This window comes from Streptomyces sp. NPDC056169, from assembly GCF_042268445.1.
Lineage (GTDB): Bacteria > Actinomycetota > Actinomycetes > Streptomycetales > Streptomycetaceae > Streptomyces.
The window spans coordinates 113,383-133,920 of record NZ_JBHJUO010000012.1 but is presented as its reverse complement, the minus strand read 5'-3'; the positions used below and the strand labels follow the sequence as shown (position 1 = coordinate 133,920).

22 protein-coding genes and 1 riboswitch are annotated in these 20,538 nt (G+C 70.0%); of the genes, 6 read left to right on the top strand and 16 right to left on the bottom strand.

What is annotated here, in order from left to right; genetic code table 11:
* Positions 1-52: 52 nt before the first annotated feature.
* Together rph and ACFC0G_RS21230 are read right to left on the bottom strand one after the other, a co-directional pair.
* Positions 53-784 carry a ribonuclease PH gene (gene rph, locus ACFC0G_RS21235; protein ID WP_376405442.1) on the bottom strand — a complete coding sequence of 244 codons (732 nt, stop codon included), beginning with the start codon at positions 782-784 and terminating at the stop codon, positions 53-55.
* 107 nt (positions 785-891) lie between these two features.
* Entirely contained in the window at positions 892-1,164 is a 273-nt protein-coding gene (locus ACFC0G_RS21230; protein ID WP_376405756.1) for a glucose PTS transporter subunit EIIB, read from the bottom strand.
* A 196-nt stretch (positions 1,165-1,360) separates the two neighbouring features.
* Here ACFC0G_RS21230 and ACFC0G_RS21225 point away from each other — a divergent pair, with 196 nt between their 5' ends.
* Both ACFC0G_RS21225 and ACFC0G_RS21220 read left to right on the top strand, forming a co-directional pair.
* The gene (locus tag ACFC0G_RS21225; RefSeq protein ID WP_376405440.1) at positions 1,361-2,659 is read left to right on the top strand and encodes a PTS transporter subunit EIIC; all 1,299 of its coding nucleotides are present in this window, start codon (positions 1,361-1,363) and stop codon (positions 2,657-2,659) included.
* Positions 2,660-2,946: 287 nt separating this feature from the next.
* Positions 2,947-4,212 carry a PTS transporter subunit EIIC gene (locus tag ACFC0G_RS21220; protein WP_376405438.1) on the top strand — a complete coding sequence of 422 codons (1,266 nt, stop codon included), beginning with the start codon at positions 2,947-2,949 and terminating at the stop codon, positions 4,210-4,212.
* 61 nt (positions 4,213-4,273) lie between these two features.
* Here ACFC0G_RS21220 and ACFC0G_RS21215 read toward each other — a convergent pair whose 3' ends face one another.
* The gene (locus ACFC0G_RS21215; RefSeq protein ID WP_376405436.1) at positions 4,274-5,026 is read right to left on the bottom strand and encodes an MBL fold metallo-hydrolase; all 753 of its coding nucleotides are present in this window, start codon (positions 5,024-5,026) and stop codon (positions 4,274-4,276) included.
* A 203-nt stretch (positions 5,027-5,229) separates the two neighbouring features.
* Here ACFC0G_RS21215 and ACFC0G_RS21210 point away from each other — a divergent pair, with 203 nt between their 5' ends.
* A complete protein-coding gene (locus ACFC0G_RS21210; protein WP_376405434.1) occupies positions 5,230-5,724 on the top strand; it encodes a type II toxin-antitoxin system PemK/MazF family toxin in 495 nt (164 codons plus the stop codon).
* A 76-nt stretch (positions 5,725-5,800) separates the two neighbouring features.
* Here the strand turns inward: ACFC0G_RS21210 and ACFC0G_RS21205 are convergent, their stop codons facing one another.
* From ACFC0G_RS21205 to ACFC0G_RS21175, 7 genes are all read right to left on the bottom strand, one after another.
* Positions 5,801-6,751, bottom strand: a complete 951-nt coding sequence (locus tag ACFC0G_RS21205; protein ID WP_376405432.1) for a PLP-dependent cysteine synthase family protein — start codon at positions 6,749-6,751, stop codon at positions 5,801-5,803.
* Between the two features lie 5 nt (positions 6,752-6,756).
* Positions 6,757-7,035 (bottom strand): MoaD/ThiS family protein, encoded by a 279-nt coding sequence (locus tag ACFC0G_RS21200; RefSeq protein ID WP_351809977.1) that lies wholly within the window; start codon positions 7,033-7,035, stop codon positions 6,757-6,759.
* 99 nt (positions 7,036-7,134) lie between these two features.
* Entirely contained in the window at positions 7,135-7,251 is a 117-nt protein-coding gene (locus ACFC0G_RS21195) for a putative leader peptide (protein ID WP_329623224.1), read from the bottom strand.
* A gap of 44 nt (positions 7,252-7,295) precedes the next feature.
* Positions 7,296-8,081, bottom strand: coding sequence for an ABC transporter ATP-binding protein (locus ACFC0G_RS21190; protein WP_376405428.1), 786 nt, complete (start codon positions 8,079-8,081; stop codon positions 7,296-7,298).
* Between the two features lie 16 nt (positions 8,082-8,097).
* Complete coding sequence (locus ACFC0G_RS21185; protein WP_376405754.1) at positions 8,098-9,072, bottom strand: FecCD family ABC transporter permease; 975 nt, start codon at positions 9,070-9,072, stop codon at positions 8,098-8,100.
* A gap of 110 nt (positions 9,073-9,182) precedes the next feature.
* Positions 9,183-10,154 carry an ABC transporter substrate-binding protein gene (locus ACFC0G_RS21180; protein WP_376405426.1) on the bottom strand — a complete coding sequence of 324 codons (972 nt, stop codon included), beginning with the start codon at positions 10,152-10,154 and terminating at the stop codon, positions 9,183-9,185.
* A 60-nt stretch (positions 10,155-10,214) separates the two neighbouring features.
* Positions 10,215-10,288, bottom strand: a riboswitch (cobalamin riboswitch).
* Positions 10,289-10,336: 48 nt separating this feature from the next.
* Entirely contained in the window at positions 10,337-10,975 is a 639-nt protein-coding gene (locus ACFC0G_RS21175) for an HD domain-containing protein (protein ID WP_376405424.1), read from the bottom strand.
* A gap of 73 nt (positions 10,976-11,048) precedes the next feature.
* Between ACFC0G_RS21175 and ACFC0G_RS21170 the strand changes: the two genes are divergently transcribed.
* The gene (locus tag ACFC0G_RS21170) at positions 11,049-12,026 is read left to right on the top strand and encodes a GlxA family transcriptional regulator (RefSeq protein WP_376405422.1); all 978 of its coding nucleotides are present in this window, start codon (positions 11,049-11,051) and stop codon (positions 12,024-12,026) included.
* Here ACFC0G_RS21170 and ACFC0G_RS21165 read toward each other — a convergent pair.
* The 4 genes from ACFC0G_RS21165 to clpS all read right to left on the bottom strand — a co-directional run bounded on the left by ACFC0G_RS21165 (position 12,017) and on the right by clpS (position 15,208).
* Positions 12,017-12,442 carry a Mov34/MPN/PAD-1 family protein gene (locus tag ACFC0G_RS21165; protein WP_376405420.1) on the bottom strand — a complete coding sequence of 142 codons (426 nt, stop codon included), beginning with the start codon at positions 12,440-12,442 and terminating at the stop codon, positions 12,017-12,019. The genes ACFC0G_RS21170 and ACFC0G_RS21165 overlap by 10 nt on opposite strands.
* A gap of 76 nt (positions 12,443-12,518) precedes the next feature.
* Positions 12,519-13,955 carry an amino acid permease gene (locus ACFC0G_RS21160; RefSeq protein WP_376405418.1) on the bottom strand — a complete coding sequence of 479 codons (1,437 nt, stop codon included), beginning with the start codon at positions 13,953-13,955 and terminating at the stop codon, positions 12,519-12,521.
* A gap of 366 nt (positions 13,956-14,321) precedes the next feature.
* Complete coding sequence (locus ACFC0G_RS21155) at positions 14,322-14,903, bottom strand: DUF2017 domain-containing protein (RefSeq protein WP_376405416.1); 582 nt, start codon at positions 14,901-14,903, stop codon at positions 14,322-14,324.
* Positions 14,903-15,208 (bottom strand): ATP-dependent Clp protease adapter ClpS, encoded by a 306-nt coding sequence (gene clpS / locus ACFC0G_RS21150; RefSeq protein ID WP_024756388.1) that lies wholly within the window; start codon positions 15,206-15,208, stop codon positions 14,903-14,905. The genes ACFC0G_RS21155 and clpS overlap by 1 nt, the downstream gene beginning before the upstream one ends.
* 101 nt (positions 15,209-15,309) lie before the next feature.
* Between clpS and ACFC0G_RS21145 the strand changes: the two genes are divergently transcribed.
* Positions 15,310-16,638: a nicotinate phosphoribosyltransferase gene (locus tag ACFC0G_RS21145; protein WP_376405413.1), complete on the top strand. Its 1,329-nt coding sequence runs from the start codon at positions 15,310-15,312 to the stop codon at positions 16,636-16,638.
* A 146-nt stretch (positions 16,639-16,784) separates the two neighbouring features.
* Positions 16,785-17,381: a nicotinamidase gene (locus ACFC0G_RS21140; protein WP_376405410.1), complete on the top strand. Its 597-nt coding sequence runs from the start codon at positions 16,785-16,787 to the stop codon at positions 17,379-17,381.
* A gap of 95 nt (positions 17,382-17,476) precedes the next feature.
* Here ACFC0G_RS21140 and ACFC0G_RS21135 read toward each other — a convergent pair whose 3' ends face one another.
* Both ACFC0G_RS21135 and ACFC0G_RS21130 read right to left on the bottom strand, forming a co-directional pair.
* Positions 17,477-17,788: a hypothetical protein gene (locus ACFC0G_RS21135; RefSeq protein WP_376405408.1), complete on the bottom strand. Its 312-nt coding sequence runs from the start codon at positions 17,786-17,788 to the stop codon at positions 17,477-17,479.
* 122 nt (positions 17,789-17,910) lie between these two features.
* Positions 17,911-20,319, bottom strand: coding sequence for an immune inhibitor A domain-containing protein (locus ACFC0G_RS21130; RefSeq protein ID WP_376405406.1), 2,409 nt, complete (start codon positions 20,317-20,319; stop codon positions 17,911-17,913).
* Positions 20,320-20,538 lie beyond the last annotated feature (219 nt).

Below are 20,538 nucleotides of genomic sequence, written 5' to 3'. Positions count from 1 at the left end.
GCGGGCGCACGGAGCTTATCCGTGTGCCCGCCCGTCATGACGCAGCGAGGGGTCAGAGGGTTCCTTCGAGCGCCTTGCGCTGGATCTCGGCCAGTTCGGCGCAGCCGCCGGAGGCGAGGTCGAGGAGCGCGTTGAGCTCCTCGCGGTCGAAGGGCTCGGCCTCGGCGGTGCCCTGGACCTCGACGAAGCGGCCGTCGCCGGTGCAGACGACGTTCATGTCGGTGTCGGCGCGGACGTCCTCCTCGTAGCAGAGGTCGAGGAGGGGGACGCCGTCGACGATGCCGACGGAGACGGCGCCGACGGTGCCGACGAGGGGCTGGCGGCCGGCCTTGACGAGCTTCTTGCCCTGGGCCCAGGCGACGGCGTCGGCGAGGGCGACGTACGCGCCGGTGATGGCGGCGGTGCGGGTGCCGCCGTCGGCCTGGAGGACGTCGCAGTCGAGGACGACGGTGTTCTCGCCGAGGGCCTTGTAGTCGATGACGGCGCGGAGCGAGCGGCCGATGAGGCGGGAGATCTCGTGCGTGCGGCCGCCGATCTTGCCGCGGACGGACTCGCGGTCGCCGCGGGTGTTGGTGGCCCGGGGCAGCATGGAGTACTCGCCGGTGACCCAGCCTTCGCCGCTGCCCTTGCGCCAGCGCGGGACGCCTTCGGTGACGGAGGCGGTGCAGAAGACCTTGGTGTCGCCGAAGGAGATGAGGACGGAGCCCTCGGCGTGCTTGCTCCATCCGCGTTCGATGGTGACGGGGCGGAGCTGTTCGGGGGTACGGCCGTCGATACGAGACATGGGACGAGGGTAGCCGGAGACGGCGGAGGGCCTCGCCCATGACGAAGGGCCCGTTCCCCTGCCGGAACGGGCCCTTGTCGATGCGAGTCAGTCGCTCGCATCAGGTCTCACATCAGGTCTTCGATCTCCGCGGCGATCGGGTCCGCGTCGGTGCCGATGACGACCTGGATGGCGGTGCCCATCTTCACGACGCCGTGGGCGCCGGCGGCCTTGAGCGCGGCCTCGTCGACGAGGTCGGCGTTGATGACCTCGGTGCGCAGGCGGGTGATGCAGCCCTCGACCTCTTCGATGTTGTCGATGCCGCCGAGCCCGGCGACGATCTTCTCAGCCTTGCTGGCCATGTGTTTCTCCCTGTCCGTTCCGTTCGCGCGAGCGCGAATCTCGGCGCACCTGTGGTCCGCTTTGTCACGGTAACCCACGGTTGGCCCAACTTCGCGAGCGAGTGCCGCCGTTCTGCCGAATGATGACGATCACCGGCGGCCTGTCCTCAGCGGGCTCCCGGAGCCTATCGCAACTGGTCTACACCAGTGTGCAACGGAATGCGGACCCGGCATGTTCCGGGCAGGGAGGACGCCGATGAGTACGGACAGCGCCGCGGCGCGGCCGCAGAAGTCCCTGTGGGGCGGGCTCTTCCAGGGGCTGCAGAAGATGGGGCGCAGCCTTCAGCTCCCCATCGCGGTGCTGCCGGCCGCGGGCATCATCAACCGGCTCGGCCAGCCGGACGTCTTCGGCGCGGAGGGTCTCGGCTGGGACAAGGTCGCCGCGGTGATGGCGGGCGCGGGCGGCGCCCTGCTCGACGGCAACCTCGGTCTGCCGCTGCTGTTCTGCGTCGGTGTCGCCATCGGCATGGCGAAGAAGTCGGACGGCTCGACCGCGCTCGCGGCCGTCGTCGGCTTCCTCGTCTACTACACGGTCCTGCGTCAGTTCCCGAAGGACTGCCCGCCGGGTACGAGGGACATCGGCGGCGGCTGCCTGGCGCCCGGGGAGGCCTTCGCCGCCTACACGTACCAGAACCCCGGTGTCTTCGGTGGCATCGTCATGGGTCTGATGACCGCGTACCTGTGGCAGCGGTACCACCGGACGAAGCTGGTCGACTGGCTGGGCTTCTTCAACGGCCGCCGTCTCGTCCCGATCATCATGACGTTCGTGGCGATCGTGTTCGCCTCGCTCTGCCTGTGGGTCTGGCCGCCGATCGGTGACGCCCTGGAGAACTTCAGCGACTGGCTGGTCGGCCTCGGCGCCTGGGGTTCCGGCATCTTCGGTGTGGCGAACCGTGCGCTGCTCGTCATCGGCCTGCACCAGTTCCTGAACGTGCCGATCTGGTTCCAGTTCGGCACGTACGAGAAGCCGGACGGCACGGTGGTCCATGGCGACATCCCGATGTTCCTGGCGGGCGACCCGAACGCGGGCCAGTTCCTGACGGGCTTCTTCCCGATCATGATGTTCGCGCTGCCGGCGGCGGCGCTCGCGATCACCCACTGTGCGAAGCCGCACCGCCGCAAGGAGATCGGGGGTCTGATGCTCTCGGTGGCGCTGACCTCGTTCGTCACGGGCATCACGGAGCCGCTGGAGTACTCGTTCCTCTTCATCGCGCCGGCCCTGTTCGCGATCCACGCGGTGCTGACGGGTGTCTCGATGGCGGTGACGTGGGCGTTCGGCGTGAAGGACGGCTTCAGCTTCTCGGCGGGTCTGATCGACTACGTGATCAACTGGGGCCTCGCGACGAAACCGTGGCTGATCATTCCGATCGGTCTCGCCTTCGCGGTCGTGTACTACGCGATCTTCCGTTTCGCGATCACCAAGTTCAACCTCCAGACGCCCGGCCGCGAGCCGGACGAGATCGGGGACGAGATGGAGCGGGAGAACGTCAAGTAGCGCTGCGGTCACCCTGGAGAACCTGACCGATTCGGGGCTTTCGCCCCCCTCGTAAGCCCTGCACAAGGCCCCTGGACCTGACGGTCCGGGGGCCTTATGTCGTGCATTTCCAGCTATGGCCGAGCACACAAAATTCGCAGGTTCCTTATCTAAGTCTCACGTGCTAAAACTGGTCTACACCACTGATTGGTGTAGACCACGCGGTCCAGACCACCGCGTTCCACGAGACGTCGCCTCCCCCCGTGTTCACTGTCCCTGGCGGCGCCTTGCCTTACTGGAGGAAGTTGATGAGTACGGCCACCGCCCAGGCCGCCGCTCCCGCGAAGAAGCGCGGATCCGGCCTGTTCCAGGGCCTGCAGAAGGTCGGTCGCAGCCTGCAGCTGCCGATCGCCGTTCTGCCGGCCGCGGGTATCTTGCTCCGTCTCGGCCAGGCCGACGTCTTCGGAAAGGACGGTCTCGGCTGGGACAAGGTCGCTTCCGTCTTCGCCACCGCCGGCGGCGCGGTCTTCGACAACCTGCCCCTGCTCTTCTGTATCGGCGTCGCCATCGGCTTCGCCAAGAAGGCGGACGGCTCCACCGCCCTGGCCGCGCTCGTCGGCTTCCTGGTCTACAGCAACGTGCTGAAGGCCTTCCCGATCACCGAGGCCGTCGTCAACACGACCGCCAACAAGGGTGTCGACGTCGCCGCGACGTTCAACAACCCCGGTGTCCTCGGCGGCATCCTGATGGGTCTCATCTCCGCCGTCCTGTGGCAGAAGTTCCACCGCACCAAGCTCGTCGACTGGCTCGGCTTCTTCAACGGCCGCCGTCTCGTCCCGATCATCATGGCCTTCGTCGGCACCGCCATGGGTGTCCTCTTCGGCCTGATCTGGGAGCCCATCGGTGAGGGCATCTCCAGCTTCGGCGAGTGGATGACCGGCCTCGGCGCCGGTGGCGCCGGCCTCTTCGGCCTCATCAACCGCGCGCTGATCCCGGTCGGCATGCACCAGTTCGTGAACACCGTCTCCTGGTTCCAGATCGGTGACTTCACCAACGCGGCCGGCGAGGTCGTCCACGGTGACCTCAACCGCTTCTTCGCCGGTGACCCGAGCGCCGGAATCTTCATGTCCGGCTTCTTCCCGATCATGATGTTCGGCCTCCCGGCCGCCGCGATCGCCATCGCCCACGCCGCTCGCCCCGAGCGCCGCAAGGCCGTCATGGGCATGATGGTGTCCCTCGCGCTGACCTCCTTCGTCACCGGTATCACCGAGCCGATCGAGTTCACCTTCATGTTCATCGCGCCGGTCCTCTACGCGATCCACGCGGTCCTGACCGCCGTCTCGATGGCCGTCACCTGGGCGTTCGGTGTCCACGCGGGCTTCACCTTCTCCGCCGGCGGCATCGACTACCTGCTCAACTGGAACCTCGCGACCAAGCCCTGGCTGATCATCCCGATCGGTCTCGTCTTCGCGGCGATCTACTACGTGGTCTTCCGCTTCGCGATCACCAAGTTCAACCTCCCCACCCCGGGCCGCGAGTCCGACGAGGAGCTCGAGGACCTCACCAAGGCGTGATCCTCACCCGCAACGCGGAAGAGCCCCGGAACCGTACGGTTCCGGGGCTCTTCCCGTGTGCTCAGATCTCGTAGACCGCGCCCGGTCTCGCCAGCTCCGACGGGCCCGTGTACACCTCGCGCGCGTCCGCCAGGTTCTGCTCGCCGTCCGTCCACGGCGGGATGTGGGTGAGGACCAGCCGGCCCACATCGGCGCGGGCCGCCTGCGCCCCGGCCTCGCGGCCGTTGAGGTGGAGCGCCGGGATGTCCTCCTTGCCGTGGGTGAAGGAGGCCTCGCAGAGGAAGAGGTCGGTGCCCTCGGCGAGCTCGTGCAGCGCGTCGCAGACCCCGGTGTCACCGGAGTACGTGAGCGAACGGCCGCCGTGCTCGACGCGGATGCCGTACGCCTCGACCGGGTGGCACACCTTCTCCGTCCGGACCGTGAACGGGCCGATCTCGAAGGTGCCCGACTTCAGCGTGCGGAAGTCGAAGACCTCGCTCATCGAGGTGGGCGAGGGGGTGTCCGCGTACGCCGTGGTCAGCCGCTGCTCGGCGCCCTCCGGCGCGTAGACGGGAATCGCGTCGCAGCGCCCGCCCTCGTGCCGGTAGTAGCGGGCGACGAAGTAGCCGCACATGTCGATGCAGTGGTCCGCGTGCAGATGGCTGAGGAAGATCGCGTCGAGGTCGTACAGACCGATGTGTCGTTGCAGCTCGCCGAGGGCGCCGTTGCCCATGTCGAGGAGCAACCGGAAGCCGTCGGCCTCGACGAGGTAGCTCGAACAGGCCGAATCCGCGGACGGGAACGACCCGGAGCAACCGACGACGGTGAGCTTCATGGAGCGTGAACCTCCGTGGACGGGTGCGGAAAGCGCGCTGAGGGAGGGGGAGGCTGTGCGGTCTGTCGAGCGTAAGGCGCACCTGGGCCTGTCGCTCCTTCGCGGCGGCCCGTTGTGGGCGAACTCACGGGCTCTGTCACCGGTTCGGATGGATGGCGGGGCGCCACGGCGGAGGGAGCCGCGCGCCGGTACCGTCTTGAGGTATGGACACGTCATGGTGGCCCGCGCTGGTCGCGGTCGTGGTGATCGCGCTGGTCGTGGTGGTCGCCGGCGGACGGAAGAGTTCGTCGAACAAGCCCACGGGCCGGCGGCCCTCGGGGCGGGGCCGGGCGCCGCAGCGGACCCGGCCGCCGGGCCGGCCGACCGGGCCGCGGAAGGCTCCGTCGCGGCTGCCGCGGGCGGGCGAGATCTGGTGGGCTGACGTGCCCTTCGAGGACGGGCCCGGTTCGAAGGACCGGCCGTGTCTGGTGCTCTCGCTCCGCGGTGACAGCGTGCTCGTCGCCAAGATCACCAGCAAGTACCACGACGAGCGGCCGGGCGTGATCGCGCTGCCGCCGGGGGCGGTGGGCGACGCTCAGGGGCGGCCGAGCTTCCTGGAGACGGACGAGCTGCGGGACGTTCCGGTGCGGGACTTCCGCCGGAAAGCGGGAACGGCGGACCCGGTCGTATGGGACCAGGTCCGCCATCTGGCGCGCTGATGCAGCGGATGTAGCTGTAGCTGTAGCTGTGGCTGTGGCTGTGGCTGTGGCTGTAGCTGATGGAGCCGGGGGAGGCTCAGGCCCAGAGCTGACCCTGGACCGTCTTGATCGCCTCTTCGGTCGTCGCGGCCGTGTAGAGGCCGGTCGACAGGTACTTCCAGCCGCCGTCGGCGACGACGAACGCGATGTCGGCGCTCTCGCCGGCCTTGACCGCCTTGTTGCCGACGCCGATGGCCGCGTGCAGGGCGGCGCCCGTGGAGACGCCGGCGAAGATGCCCTCCTGCTGGAGGAGTTCCCGGGTGCGGGTGACCGCGTCGGCTGAGCCGACCGAGAAGCGGGTGGTGAGGACGGAGGCGTCGTACAGCTCGGGTACGAAGCCCTCGTCCAGGTTCCGCAGGCCGTAGACGAGGTCGTCGTACCGCGGTTCGGCGGCGACGATCTTGACGTCCGGCTTGTGCTCGCGCAGGTAGCGGCCGACGCCCATGAGCGTCCCCGTCGTGCCGAGGCCGGCGACGAAGTGGGTGATCGAGGGGAGGTCGGCGAGGATCTCGGGGCCCGTGGTGGCGTAGTGGGCGCCCGCGTTGTCCGGGTTGCCGTACTGGTAGAGCATCACCCAGGACGGGTTCTCGGCGGCGATCTCCTTGGCGACGCGTACCGCCGTGTTCGATCCGCCCGCCGCGGGGGACGAGACGATCTCCGCGCCCCACATGGCGAGCAGCTGGCGGCGCTCCTCGCTGGTGTTCTCGGGCATGACGCAGACGATGCGGTAGCCCTTGAGCTTGGCGGCCATGGCGAGGGAGATGCCGGTGTTGCCGCTGGTCGGCTCCAGGATGGTGCAGCCGGGCGTGAGCCGGCCGTCCTTCTCCGCCCGCTCGATCATGTGGAGCGCGGGGCGGTCCTTGACCGAGCCGGTCGGGTTGCGGTCCTCCAGCTTCGCCCAGATGCGGACGGAGTCCGAGGGCGAGAGCCGGGGGAGGCGGACCAGCGGCGTGTTGCCGACCGCCGCCAGCGAGGAGTCGTAGCGCATGTGGATCAGACCATGCCGCCGGCGACGGCCGGCAGGATCGTGACGCTGTCGCCGTCGGTGAGCTTGGTGTCGATGCCGTCGAGGAAGCGGACGTCCTCGTCGTTCAGGTAGACGTTGACGAAGCGGCGGAGCTTGCCGTCGTCGACGATGCGGGCCTCGATGCCGGTGTGGCGGGACTCCAGGTCGGCGAAGAGGTGGGCGAGGGTGTCGCCGCTGCCCTGGACGGCCTTCTCGCCGTCGGTGTAGGTGCGGAGGATGGTCGGGATGCGGACCTCGATGGCCATGACGTGGGCTCCTGTCGGAAGTGGCGTGATCGGCGCGTGGCGGGGGCCCCCGCGCGGAGGGGGGTCGTACGGGAGTGCGCTCGATGTCGCGTGGGTCGCTCAGAGCGCAGCGCGGGACGTACACATCGCGCTGGAGAGGCGGCACAGGTCGACGTGCAGGCGTGCCACGAGCAGGGGTGTGCCCGGAGTCTCTTCGCTCACGTCGTGGGAAACCATGGGCTCATCGTATCGATTCCCGGTCCGGGTTCCGGAATGTGATCTCACATGGTGGATAGTTTCTGACCGACTGCCGGACTGTGCAGGTAGACGACGGTCGGGCTGCCGGTCCTCGGATGCGGGATGACCTCGGCGTCCACCCCGTAGACGGCGTCGAGGAGGGCGGGGGTGAGGACCTCGGCGGGGGTGCCGCCGGTGACGACCCGGCCACGTTCGAGGACGTAGAGGCGGTCGCAGTACGCCCCCGCGAGGTTGAGGTCGTGCAGGGCGAGCAGATTGGTGGTGCCCAGGGTCCGCACGAGCTGGAGGACGTCGAGCTGGTGGCGGATGTCCAGGTGGTTGGTGGGCTCGTCGAGGACGAGGAGCGCCGGGTCCTGGACGAGGGCGCGGGCGACGAGGGCGCGCTGGCGTTCGCCGCCGGAGAGGGTGGGGTACGGGCGGTCGGCGAGCTCCGTGAGGCCGACGCGGGCGAGGGCGGCCCCGGCGCGCTCCCGGTCGGCGCCGGTGTCGCCCTCCCAGAACCGTTTGTGCGGGGAGCGGCCGAGGGCGACGAGTTCGCGGACGGTGAGGTCGAACTCGGTGCCGCCGTCCTGCGGGACGGTGGCGACGCGGCGGGCGCGGGCCTTGGGGCCGAGGGCGTGGAGGTCGTCGCCGTCGAGCGTGGCGCGGCCGGCGGTGGGGGCGAGGGTGCCGTAGACGCAGCGCAGGAGGGTGGTCTTGCCGCTGCCGTTGGGGCCGATGAGGCCGACGGTCTCGCCGGGGCGGACGGTGAGGTCGACGGAGCGGAGGCGTTCCTCGTACGAGAGGCCTTCCAGGCGCAGTTCGGTCACCGGGGTGCTCCTTCGGTCACAGGGGTGCCCCTTCCGGACGGCGGCGCATCAGCCAGAGGAAGAACGGGCCGCCGGTGAGTGCGGTGAGGACGCCGACGGGGATGTCCTGGGGTGCGGCGACGGTCCGGGCGGCGAGGTCGGCGAGGACGAGGGCGAGTGCCCCGCCGAGCGCGGCGACCGGGAGGAGCCGGCGGTGCGGGGCGCCGACGGCGAGCCGGGCGGCGTGCGGGGCCATGAGTCCGATGAAGCCGACGGCGCCGCTGGCCGCGACCATGACGGCGGTGACGAGGGAGGCGAGGACGAAGACGGCGGCGCGGAAGCGGGCGGTGTCCAGGCCGAGGACGGTGGCGCCCTCCTCGCCGACGAGGAGGAGGTCGAGGGGGCGGGAGAGGGTGAGGAGGGCGCCGACGCCGAGGACGAGGACGGCGGCGGGCAGGGCGAGGGTGTCCCAGCGGGCGCTGCCGAGGCCGCCGAGCGACCAGAAGAGGGCTTCCTGGAACTGTTCGGGCCGCCCGGCGACGACGAGGAGCAGGGTGGCGAGGGCGGAGAGGACGTACGAGACGGCGACCCCGGCGAGGACGAGCCGGGCGCCGGTCATGGTCCCGCCGCGGCGCGCGAGCCCGTAGACGAGGACGAGGGCGACGAGGGCGCCGGCGAAGGCGCCGCCGGGCAGGGCGATCGTGGTCGTCACCCCTCCCCCGACGCCGAGGACGAGCACGAGGACGGCTCCGGCGGAGGCGCCGGAGGAGATCCCGAGGAGGAAGGGGTCGGCGAGCCGGTTGTTGACGAGGGCCTGGAGGACGGCGCCGACGACGGCGAGCCCGGCGCCGACGACGACGCCGAGGAGGACCCGGGGCAGCCGGACGTCGAGGACGATCGTGCGGTACGGGGAGGGGGCCGCCCGCCCGGTCAGGGCGTCGAGCACCTGGCCGGGCGGGATGCGGACGGAGCCGAGGGCGAGGGAGGCGAGCCCGGCGAGGGCGAGGGCCAGGGCGAGTCCGGCGACGACGAGGACGTACCGCGACGTGCCGGAGGCCGACGTCCCGGAGGTCTGCGCAGCCTTCGCGTCGGTCTTCTCCTCGGCCCTGTCGAGGGTCGTGGTCACCGGGCCGGGTGGAGCTGGGCGGCGAGCTTGTCGACGGCGGCGGGGACGCGGACGCCGAGGACGGTGTCGGAGAGCGGCATGACGGCGAACCGGCGGTTCTTGACGGCGGGCACGTCCTTGAGGGCGGGGTCGTCGAGGAGCCGCTTCTTCTTCTGCTCGACGGTGGTGGAGCCGTAGTCGTAGATGACGATGACCTCGGGCTTCCGGTCCACGACCTGTTCCCAGGTGGCGTCGCCGAAGGACTTGTCGAGGTCGGCGAAGACGTTCCGGCCGCCGGCCCGGGTGATGAGCTCGTTGCCGATGCCCTTGCCGCCCGCCGTGAACGCGGTCTTGTCGCCGCTGTCGTAGACGAAGACGGAGACCGGCGGGGTGCCCTTGAGGCGCTTCTCCGTGGCGGTCACGGTCGTGCGCGCCTCGCGGGTCCAGGTCTCGGCGCGGTCGGCGACGCCGAAGGTCCTTCCGATCTCGCGGACTTCGCGGTAGAGGTCGTCGATCGAGGTCGAACCGGTCGGGCAGTACTCGGTGTTGAGGCGGGTCGCGATGCCGGTGCGCTTGAGGTCGTCGCGGCTACGGCCGTCCTTGGCGTCGAAGGCGGAGGCGTAACCGCCGTACACGAAGTCGGGGTTGGCGGCGAGCAGGGCCTCCTTGGAGGGGTACTCCTTCGCGAGGACGGGGACGGCGTCGTAGGCCTTCTTGTAGGCGGGGAGGACCGCGTCGTCGAGGTAGGCGGTGCCGACGAGCGACTTCTCCAGGCCCAGGGCGAGCATCACCTCGGTGACGTGCTGGTTCATGGTGACGACGCGCTTCGGCGGGGCCTGGTAGGTGGTCTTCACGCCGCAGTTGTCGACGGTGTACGGGAATCCCGGGGCGGGCTTCGCCGAGGAGGTCTGCTCCGCGGGGGCCGAGCAGGCGGCGAGGAGCGGGACGAGCGCGAGCGCGGGCAGCAGGGTGCGGCGGGGCCGGGACATGACGGTTCGAGCCTCCTCCGGGGATTTCCACGTCCCCGATCGGTGGTGGAGGCGGCAGGTCAGTTCCTGGCTCCCGGCGCCCGAGGGCGCCGGTCACAGTGGCGGGACCGTGCCGGATTCACACCGGCTTCCTGGGTCCTGCCGCCCGTTGGTCCGGGCCAGTCTCTCACCCGGGTCGTCCGTCACTCGGGCCAGGCGGAGTTCCGGATGGTCTCCACGAAGTCGCCGGGCGTGAAGCCGGGGACGTAGTGGCGCAGGACGTCGGCCTTGACGTTGCCGAAGGTGGTGTCGGGCTTGGGGGCGATGCCTTCGGCGAAGGCCTCCAGGATGCGGCGCTTGAAGTCGGGGCGGGGGTGGGCGGCGACGATCGCGGCCCGGTCCTGGGGTGTGACGGCGGCGGGGTCGTCGTAGCCGATGCCGAGGACGTCGTACTCGACGCCGGCGGTGACGAGCGCGACCTCGGGTTCCATGAACTCCGGGATCCCGGGGGTGGTGTGGAGGGCGATCGCGGTCCAGACGCGGCGGACGGCGTCCTCGTCGGCGCCCTGCGCGCGCAGGAAGGCGGCGGCCTCCTCGGCGCCGTCGACCTCGAAGCGGCGGCCGCTGGACCGGTGGGCCTCGCCGAGGCCGAGGTCGTGGAACATCGCGCCGACGTAGAGGAGTTCGGGGTCGAAGGCGAGGCCGAGGGCGCGGCCCCGGAGGGCGCCGAAGAGGTAGACGCGGCGGGAGTGGTGGTAGACGAGCTCGCTCGCGGTGTCGCGGACGAGTGCGGTGGCGGCGGTGGCGAGCTTGCTGTCGGGGATCAGCGCGAGTGCGTTCATGCGGACCAGCCTCGCCGCCCGGCCCGTACCCACGCCATGTCCTCACGGACAGGCATCCCACAGAATCGGACACATGACTCTCCACTCTGTGCTGGTGCTCGCCTTCGACGGGGTCCGGCTCCTCGACGTCTCCGCTCCCCTTGAGGTGTTCTCCACGGCGGGAGCGGCGGGGGCGGCGGGGGCGGCGGGGGCGGGCTACGAGGTGCGGGTGTGCTCGCCCGGTGGGCGGGACGTCCGTACCTCGTGCGGGCTGCGGATCGGTGCCGACCTCGCGGCCGGGGAGGCGTCGGGCGCGGACACGCTGATCGTGCCGGGGGCGGTGGACGTGGAGCTGTGTACGGCGCTGGCGCCGACGGTGGCGGCCCTGGCGGCGCGCTCGCGGCGGGTGGCGTCCGTCTGCACGGGCGCGTTCGCGCTCGGGGCGGCGGGGCTGCTGGCCGGGCGGCGGGCGACGACGCACTGGGAGCACGCGGCGGGGCTGGCCCGGCGGTATCCGGACGTGGAGGTGACGGCGGACGCGATCCACGTGCGGGACGGCGAGGTGTGGACCTCGGCGGGGGTGACGGCCGGGATCGACCTGTGTCTGGCCCTGGTGGAGGAGGACCGCGGGCCGGCGGAGGCCCGTGCGGTGGCGCGGGACCTGGTGGTCTTCCTCCAGCGGCCGGGCGGGCAGTCGCAGTTCTCGGCGGCCTCGCGCACGCCCCCGACCGGGCATCCGGTGGTCCGTCCGCTCCTGGACGCGGTGGCGGCGGATCCGGCGGCGGACCACAGCGCGTCGGCGCTGGCCCGGCGGGCGGGGGTCAGTGCCCGGCATCTGGCCCGGCTGTTCCGGGAGCAGATCGGAGCGACCCCGGCGGCGTACGTGGAGCGCGTACGGGTGGAGGCGGCGCGGATGCTGCTGGAGGGCGGGGCGAGCGTGACGGGGGCGGCGGCGCGGAGCGGGCTCGGCAGCGACGAGAGCCTGCGGAGGGCGTTCGCCCGGCACTTCGGGGTGACGCCCTCCGCCTACCTGGCCCGTTTCCGTACGACGGCGGGCAAGGCCTACGCGTAGGCCTCGACGATCTCGACGTCCTCCTCGGTCACGACGCCCTCGACGATCGTGAAGGAGCGGAACTGGAAGGGGCCCGCGCCGTCGGTGTCGGCGGTGGAGACGAGGACGTAGTGGGCCTGCGGCTCGTTCGCGTACGAGATGTCCGTGCGGGACGGGTAGGCCTCGGTGGCGGTGTGCGAGTGGTAGACGATGACGGGCTCCTCGTCCCGGTCGTCCATGTCGCGGTAGAGCTTGAGCAGGTCCGCGGAGTCGAACTCGTAGAAGGTGGGCGAGCGGGCGGCGTTCAGCATCGGGATGAAGCGCTCGGGGCGGCCGGTGCCGGCCGGGCCCGCGACCACGCCGCAGGCCTCGTCGGGGTGGTCCGCGCGGGAGTGTTCCACGATCTGGTCGTACAGGGCCCGGGTGATGGTCAGCATGCCGACAGGATAAGCAGACGGGCCGTCCCGTACCGAGGAGTGGTACGGGACGGCCCGGATGCTGGACAGGGGTCGGTCAGGAGCGCTTGGCGAAGGCGGCGCCCTCGGGGTTGCGGGCCTTCAGGACCAGGTACGAGACGGCGAGGATCAGGCCCCACACCGGCGCGCCGTAGAGGGCGACCCGGTTGTCCTTGTCCATGCCCATGGTCACGACGACCATGGCGATGAAGGCGAGCGAGAAGACGCTGAACCAGATGCCGCCCGGCGCCTTGAACGGCGACTGCGGGAGCTCGCCCCGGTCGGCCTTGAGGCGGTAGCGGATCTGACAGATCAGGATGACGATCCAGGCCCACATGCCGGAGATGGTGGCGAAGGAGACGACGTAGTTGAACGCCTCGCCGGGCCACTGGTAGTTGATCCAGACGCCGACCATCATGAGCGCGGCCGAGACCGTGGTGCCGATCAGCGGGGTGCCGGACCTGGTCAGCTTGGTGAAGGCCTTCGGGCCCTGGCCGTTGAGCGCGAGGTCGCGCAGCATGCGGCCGGTGGAGTACATGCCCGAGTTGCAGGAGGACAGGGCCGCGGTCAGGACGACGAAGTTGACGATGGCGGCGCCGACGCCGAGGCCCATCTTCTCGAAGGCGGCGACGAACGGGCTGACGCCCGGCTTGAACTCGGTCCAGGGGACGACCGACAGGATCATGATCAGCGCGCCGACGTAGAAGACCGCGATGCGCCACGGGACGGTGTTGATCGCCTTGGGCAGGACCGTCTTCGGGTCCTTGGACTCGCCCGCGGTGACGCCGACGAGCTCGACGGCGAGGAAGGCGAACATGACCATCTGGAGGGTCATCAGGGTCGAGAAGATGCCGTCCTTGCCGGCGAAGAAGCCGCCGAGGTCCCACAGGTGGGTGACGGAGGCGGTGTCGCCGGCGTCGGAGAAGCCGAGGGTGAGGATGCCGGCGCAGATCAGGATCATGCCGACGATCGCGGTGACCTTGACCATGGAGAACCAGAACTCCAGCTCACCGAAGAGCTTCACGGAGATCAGGTTGGCGCCGTAGAGGATCACGGTGAAGACGAGCGCGGAGAGCCACTGCGGGATGTCCCACCAGTACGTCATGTAGGTCGCGGCGGCGGTGACCTCGGTGATGCCGGTGACGACCCAGAAGAGCCAGTACGTCCAGCCGGTCGCGAAGCCCGCGAACGGACCGATGAACTCCCGTGCGTACTCGGAGAAGGAGCCCGAGACCGGGCGGTACATGAGGAGCTCGCCGAGCGCCCGCATGATGAAGAAGATGACGAGGCCCGCGACGGCGTACGCGAGGATCAGGCTGGGTCCCGCGATGGAGATGCCCTTGCCCGCCCCGAGGAACAGGCCGGTGCCGATGGCGCCGCCGATCGCGATCATCTGGATCTGGCGGGCGCCGAGTGCCCGGTGGTAACCCTCGCCCGATGCGGAGTCCTCGGCCTCATTGCCGTCGTGCTGCTTGTCGACCTGCACTGAGGTCATGGTGGTGCGCCTTTCTCCATGCTGATCCGCGCGACTGCGAGTGCGTCTGTCGCGGATCAGGTCCTGATCCCCCCGGATGTGGAATGGAGTGCCACCGGCGGTCAGCCGGTCGAAGCGCCCTCGGGAACATGGGTGGCGTGCCCGAGTGGTCGTGAAGATTTATCACGGGGTGGGGGGTGATCGACGGAGGTGCGTGTGGCGTGGACCACAGAAAAAGACGGACAAAAAGGACTCAAGACGGCAAAGGCGGACGCTCTGATAACGCATTCGTTATCCGGATTTGAGCGTCCGCTGAGCGAACATCCCGCACGCCCGAGGGCGCGGCCACTGCATCGGCCACCGCATCGGCCACTGCATCGACTGCGACTACGACATCAGGGTCTCGACGAGGGACTCCTGGAGCGCACCGAGCCAGAGGTACGCCATCACCATCGGCTTGCGCGGGTCGGAGTCCGGCAGCCGGTACAGCTGCTCGCTCTCCTCGTCCGTGAGCTCCAGACGGGTGCCGATGGTCAGCCGGAGGTCGTTGAGCGAGCCGAGCCAGGCCCGGGACTCGTCCGGCGTGAGCTTCAGGACGACGCCGCCCTCGCCGATCGCGTCGCCGGAGAGCGCGTCCAGGGCGCGCACGACCACGAGGGCGTCCTCGCGCTTGCGGGCCCGCAGGTCGTTCTCCGTGTAGCGGCGGAAGTCGGCGGCGGACGCCCGCAGCTCCTCGCTGTCGTCCCCGTACGCGTCGGGGAAGAGGCGCCGGAGGGCGGGGTCGGACGGGGGCTCGCTCGGCCCCTCGGCGAAGAGCGCGGCCAGCGGGTCGGCGTCGGCCGCGGGCTCGTCGCCGGGGCCGATCAGCTCCATCAGTTGGACGGTGAGGGAGCGGAGGATGGAGACCTCGACCTCGTCGAGCGCGACGGCCGCGCCGCCGCCGGGCAGGGTCTCGAAACGGCCGGCCATCAGAAGCGGTCCTGGGAGAGCGTCGCCCACAGTCCGTAGCCGTGCATCGCCTGCACGTCCCGTTCCATCTCCTCGCGGGTACCGGCGGAGACGACCGCCTTCCCCTTCTCGTGCACGTCGAGCATCAGTTTGTGCGCCTTGCCCTTGGAGTATCCGAAGTACGACTGGAAGACGTAGGTCACATAGCTCATCAGGTTGACCGGATCGTTGTGCACGAGGGTCACCCAGGGCACGTCCGGTTCGACGACCGCGGAGACCTCCTCGGCCGATTCCGTACGTTCGATCTCAATAGGCGCGACGCTCACTCACCCCATGCTGCCACCCCGAGGGCCCCATCGCACAAACGGGTCACCCGTACCGCCCCCCTATTCGTCACTCTGACGATTTCTGCGCTAGCATCGCTGACATGAACGCTGCGGACCTTGGGCTGCCGGTGGACGTGCCGTCGACCGCGCTCTTCACCGATCAGTACGAGCTGACCATGCTCCAGGCGGCCCTGCGGGCCGGCACCGCCGACCGGCACTCGGTCTTCGAGGTCTTCACCCGGCGGCTGCCCGAGGGGCGCCGCTACGGCGTCCTCGCGGGTGTCGGCCGGGTCCTGGACGCCGTCGAGAACTTCCGGTTCGACCCCGCCGTCCTCGGCTTCCTGCGCGAGCGCGGCATCGTCGACGAGCCGACCCTCGCCTGGCTGGCCGAATACCGCTTCTCCGGGGACATCTGGGGCTACCCCGAGGGCGAGGTGTACTTCCCCGGCTCGCCCGTGCTGCGCGTCGAGGGCTCCTTCGCCGAGTGCGTGCTCCTGGAGACGGTGATCCTCTCCATCCTCAACCACGACTCGGCGATCGCGGCCGCCGCCTCCCGCATGTCGGCCGCGGCCGGCGGGCGCCGCCTCATCGAGATGGGCGCCCGGCGCACCCACGAGCTGGCGGCCGTCGCCGCCTCCCGTGCCGCGTACGTCGGCGGCTTCGACTCCACCTCGGACCTCGCGGCCGGCTTCCGCTACGGCATCCCGACCGTCGGCACCTCCGCCCACGCCTTCACCCTGCTCCACGACAGCGAGCGGGACGCCTTCCGGGCGCAGGTCGAGACCCTCGGACGGGGTACGACCCTGCTCGTCGACACGTACGACGTGACCGAGGCCGTCCGTACCGCCGTCGAGGTGGCGGGGCCCGAGCTGGGAGCCGTCCGCATCGACTCGGGCGACCTGCTGCTCGTCGCGCACCGGGTGCGGGCGCAGCTCGACGAGCTGGGCGCCCGGGCCACGAGGATCGTCGTCACCTCGGACCTCGACGAGTACGCCATCGCCTCGCTCGCGGCGGCGCCGGTCGACGCGTACGGGGTGGGCACGCAGCTGGTCACCGGCAGCGGCCACCCGACCTGCTCCATGGTCTACAAGCTGGTCGCCCGGGCCCGCTCGGCCGACCCGAAGGCGCCCCTGGTGCCGGTCGCGAAGAAGTCCATGGGCGGCAAGGCCTCGGTCGGCGGACGCAAGTGGGCGGCCCGGCGGCCCGACGCGTCCGGGATCGCCGAGACGGAGGTCGTGGGCACCGGACCGGTCCCGCCGGAGCTCATGGACCACCAGCTCCTGGTCGAGCTGGTCAAGGGCGGCGAGGTCGTGGCCCGGGAGCCGCTGGAGGCCGCCAGGTCCCGCCACATCGCGGCCCGCGCCGGGCTGCCGATGTCGGCGATCCAGCTCTCGCGCGGCGAGCCGGTGCTGCCGACGGAGTACGTCTAGGACCTGTCGGGCGGATCAGACTCCGCGCGACCCCGGCCGTGATCCGCCGGACAGGCCCTGGAAGCCTTGGGGCTTCCCCTCCCCTGCGGAGAGGGAAGTCTCTAGGCTCGATGCCACCCCTATCCGACGCGCTAAGGACACCCGCCATGCACCGCGCATTGATCGTTGTGGACGTTCAGAACGACTTCTGCGAGGGCGGCAGCCTCGCGGTGACGGGCGGCGCGGACGTCGCCGCCGCCATCACCGACCTGGTCGGCCAGACGGCGGGCTCCTCCTACCGGTACGTCGTGGCCACCCGGGACCACCACGTCGACCCGGGCGCGCACTTCGCGCCGGAGGGCGAGGAGCCGGACTACGTGTCCTCCTGGCCGGTGCACTGCGTGGCCGGTACGGAGGGGGTCGGCTTCCACCCGAACTTCGCGCCGGCCGTCGCCAGCGGGGCGATCGACTCCGTCTTCGACAAGGGCGCCTACGACGCGGCGTACAGCGGCTTCGAGGGTCTCGACGAGAACGGGCGGACGCTCGCGGGGTGGCTGCGGGAGCGGGACGTCACCGAGGTCGACGTGGTGGGCATCGCCACCGACCACTGCGTCCGGGCGACGGCCCTGGACGCGGTGCGGGAGGGCTTCCGGACCCTCGTGCTGCTCGATCTGACGGCCGGGGTCGCGAAGGCGACGACGGAGAAGGCCCTGGAGGAGCTGCGGGCGGCCGGCGTGGAGCTGACGGGCGAACCGGTGGTGTGATGTGAGCGGTGGTGCGCCAGGCCCTGTCGTGTGGTGCGTCAGGCCCTGTCCTGCGGTGCGCCGGGCTCTGTCCTGACCTTGATCCGCCGGGCGCCCTACGCCGCGGGCTCCTTCGGGAGCGTGCGGACCGGGTGCCAGAGTTCCTGGGCGGCGCCCGGGGCGGATCTCCAGAGCAGGCCGTCGGGGTGGTGCAGGACGGCCGTGATCTCGTCCGGGGTGGGCGGCTCGGTGTTGCCGCGGAGGTAGACCGCGCGCAGGCCGAGGTTCCGCAGCCGGGTCAGGGCGCGGGCACGGTTGGCGGCGTGGACCAGGAAACGTACCGAGGCCCCGTCGCGGGCCGGGCTGGGCAGCCCTATCGCGACGACCACACTGCCTCCCGGCAGCTTGCAGAACCCTCCGTTGGGCATGCGGAACCACTCCCCCGTGGATCAGATGTCAATAAGAACTGCGTCAGACGCACCTAAACACGATCGGCCGCCGCCCGCTAGGGGGCGACGGCCGATCATGCTTTGACCTGCAATTTTATCGACTACTTGGTCGACGGGCCAACCTGAACCGTGATCGTCTGGCCGTTCTTCGGCTCCTTGACGACCTGGATCTTGGTGTTGGTGTCAGTTACCTTCACACCGGCCCGCTCGGTCTCCGGGTACCAGTAGGTGCCCTTGCGGTCGTCGAAGACCGGGTTGCCGGCCTGCGACGGAACCCAGGTGCCCACGCCCGCCTTGTGCAGCTGGAAGCCGTCGGTGCGGGAGAGGCTGAAGGGAGAGTCGTACGCCTGGACGCGGTTGCGCATCAGCGTGCCGTCGGACCACTTCAGCGGGCTCGGGTGCGCGTCGATCGGGAGGATCCGACCCACGCCCGGGTGCTTCGAGGTGTTGTTGTCCTTCTGGGACAGGTCCCACTTCCAGATGAGCAGACCGTTCTGGTACGGGTAGTGCTCGACCCAGCTGGACTTGTCACCCGTGAAACCGAAGTTGTACGGGCCGACCTTGAGGGTCGCGTCGTACGAGACGTACTGGCGGTTCTCCGCGATGTAGTACTGCTCGTAGTCCTTGCTGAAGCCCTTCCCGATGCGCGAGAAGCCCTTCGAGACCCAGCCGTTGTCACCGTTCTCGGCGTTGTCCGAGAAGACGTTGGCACCGTCCGCGGCGAGGGTGATGGCGTCGGCGGTGAAGCCCTTGCCGCCCGCGCCGCCGTCCGTCTGGTAGCGGAAGCGGAGGTCGAACTTCTTGCCCGCGTAGGCGTCGAGGCCGTAGACGAGCTTCTTGTGCGCACCGGAGACGTCCGTCAGCGACGGGGAGCCGGCCGCGTCGCGCGGGAGCGCCACGCCGTCGGCGGTGCCGTCGAGGGCGGTCCAGTTGGCGCCGCCGTCGGTCGAGACCTCGGCGTAGAGGAAGTCGTACCCCTTCTCGATGTCCCACCAGCCCTGGAGTTCCAGGGAGGCCGAGGACTTGCCGGTCAGGTCGACCGGCCGGGTCAGGGTGTTCTTGAGGTCGTCGCCCATGTTGCTCCACCACTGGGTGGCACCCTCGGCGGGGGCCACGACATCGGTGGGGACGGACTTCTTCGGCAGCTCGACGACGAGCGCCTGCGGGTTCTTGGTGTTGTACTCCGAGACGCCCAGCTTGTGGGTGGTCTTGGTGCCACGCTGCCAGTCGTTGACCTTGGCGTAGTTCAGCCAGCCGAGCTGGAGCTTGTCCCAGGCGGTCATGTCGCCGGGCAGGTCGCCGATGGCGTCCTTGCCCTGGCCGAGCCAGGAACCGGACGACATCAGGGTCCAGAACCCGGTCGAGTTCTCGCCGCCCGAGGTGTCGTAGTGGTCCGGCAGACCGAGGTCGTGGCCGTACTCGTGCGCGAAGACGCCGAGGCCGCCGTTCTCCGGCTGCATCGTGTAGTCGCCGACCCAGATGCCGGTGTCGCCGATCTGCGTGCCACCGGACTTGTTGTTCGCCGGACCGGTCTTGCCCGCGTTGGTGCCGTACGCGTACCAGCGGTGGGCCCACAGCGCGTTGGTGCCCTCGGCGCCGCCACCGGCCGACTCGTCCTCGCCCGCGTGGACGATCTGGAAGTGGTCGATGTAGCCGTCGGGCTCGTTGAAGTTGCCGTCGGCGTCGAAGTCGTAGCGGTCCCACTGGTCGTACTGCGCCAGCTCGGCCTTGATCTGGGCGTCGGTCTTGCCGGCGGCCTTCTGGGCGGCGGCCCAGGCGGTGACGCCGTCACGGACGGTGTCCCAGACGTTGGAGCAGTTGGTGTCGCCGCACCAGTTCGAGCCGTAACGGGCCTCGTTGTAATCGACCTTGACCCAGTCGGAGACCGTGCCGTCGACCGAGTAACGGCCGGACGAGGTCTTCTCGTAGTAGGTCTTCAGCGACTGCTTGGGCTGTCCCTTGGCGTCCTTGCCGGTGCCGAAGTACAGGTCCTGGAAGTGCTTCTGGTTGAAGTCCGCCTGCCAGGCCGTGGAGTTGTCGTTCGCACGGTCCGGCTCGGCTATGGCGTTGTGCAGGGGGCCGGGCTCGCCGCCGTACTTCGGCTTCAGCTCGGTCGTGTCGTCGTCGTCACGGTCGACGAGGGTGGTGTTGTCCACCTTGTCGCCGAACTCGACGAGGATCGTGAAGATCTTGTCGGTCTTCTCGCGGCCCAGCTCGACGTACTTCTTGCTGTCGAGCTTGACCACCTTCGAGCCGCCGCGGCTCTCGACCTTGGCCTCGCCGCTCAGCACCTGCTCCAGGGCAGCCTTGCGCTGCTGCTCCTGCTGCTTGCTGAACGGACCGTCGAGGTCGTGGTCGACCGTCGTCTTGTCGACGGTCTGGATGCCGGCCGGCGACACGTTTCCGTTGCTGTCGGCCCAGGCGGTGGAGAAAGTCGAGGCGGTGGCGGCGGTGGCCGCGAGCGCCACGACGACTGCGGACGCTCTGATCGCCCGTCGTCTGTTGGTCACTTGATGTAGTCCTCCCCGGCGCCCACGCACCCGGACCGAGGTGGGGAGTCCGGCCGGCGGGGGTCGCGCGTCACAAGTGACGACATTTGACCGGAGTGGCGCAAGAAAAGACAGATCTTGACTTGCACAGACCAACTGCACTATGTGGGAGCGGATTTCCGATAATCGGGCATCCAACGGGCGCATCGCGGCGGACGACGGGGGTTTGCGTGACTCTGT

Coding starts and splice junctions, on each gene's coding strand:
- rph (WP_376405442.1), bottom strand. CDS start 784: ATGTCTCGTATCGACGGCCGTACCCCCGAACAGCTCCGCCCCGTCACC.
- ACFC0G_RS21225 (WP_376405440.1), top strand. CDS start 1,361: ATGAGTACGGACAGCGCCGCGGCGCGGCCGCAGAAGTCCCTGTGGGGC.
- ACFC0G_RS21220 (WP_376405438.1), top strand. CDS start 2,947: ATGAGTACGGCCACCGCCCAGGCCGCCGCTCCCGCGAAGAAGCGCGGA.
- ACFC0G_RS21215 (WP_376405436.1), bottom strand. CDS start 5,026: ATGAAGCTCACCGTCGTCGGTTGCTCCGGGTCGTTCCCGTCCGCGGAT.
- ACFC0G_RS21210 (WP_376405434.1), top strand. CDS start 5,230: ATGGACACGTCATGGTGGCCCGCGCTGGTCGCGGTCGTGGTGATCGCG.
- ACFC0G_RS21205 (WP_376405432.1), bottom strand. CDS start 6,751: ATGCGCTACGACTCCTCGCTGGCGGCGGTCGGCAACACGCCGCTGGTC.
- ACFC0G_RS21200 (WP_351809977.1), bottom strand. CDS start 7,035: ATGGCCATCGAGGTCCGCATCCCGACCATCCTCCGCACCTACACCGAC.
- ACFC0G_RS21195 (WP_329623224.1), bottom strand. CDS start 7,251: ATGGTTTCCCACGACGTGAGCGAAGAGACTCCGGGCACACCCCTGCTC.
- ACFC0G_RS21180 (WP_376405426.1), bottom strand. CDS start 10,154: ATGTCCCGGCCCCGCCGCACCCTGCTGCCCGCGCTCGCGCTCGTCCCG.
- ACFC0G_RS21175 (WP_376405424.1), bottom strand. CDS start 10,975: ATGAACGCACTCGCGCTGATCCCCGACAGCAAGCTCGCCACCGCCGCC.
- ACFC0G_RS21170 (WP_376405422.1), top strand. CDS start 11,049: ATGACTCTCCACTCTGTGCTGGTGCTCGCCTTCGACGGGGTCCGGCTC.
- ACFC0G_RS21165 (WP_376405420.1), bottom strand. CDS start 12,442: ATGCTGACCATCACCCGGGCCCTGTACGACCAGATCGTGGAACACTCC.
- ACFC0G_RS21160 (WP_376405418.1), bottom strand. CDS start 13,955: ATGACCTCAGTGCAGGTCGACAAGCAGCACGACGGCAATGAGGCCGAG.
- ACFC0G_RS21155 (WP_376405416.1), bottom strand. CDS start 14,903: ATGGCCGGCCGTTTCGAGACCCTGCCCGGCGGCGGCGCGGCCGTCGCG.
- ACFC0G_RS21145 (WP_376405413.1), top strand. CDS start 15,310: ATGAACGCTGCGGACCTTGGGCTGCCGGTGGACGTGCCGTCGACCGCG.
- ACFC0G_RS21140 (WP_376405410.1), top strand. CDS start 16,785: ATGCACCGCGCATTGATCGTTGTGGACGTTCAGAACGACTTCTGCGAG.
- ACFC0G_RS21135 (WP_376405408.1), bottom strand. CDS start 17,788: ATGCCCAACGGAGGGTTCTGCAAGCTGCCGGGAGGCAGTGTGGTCGTC.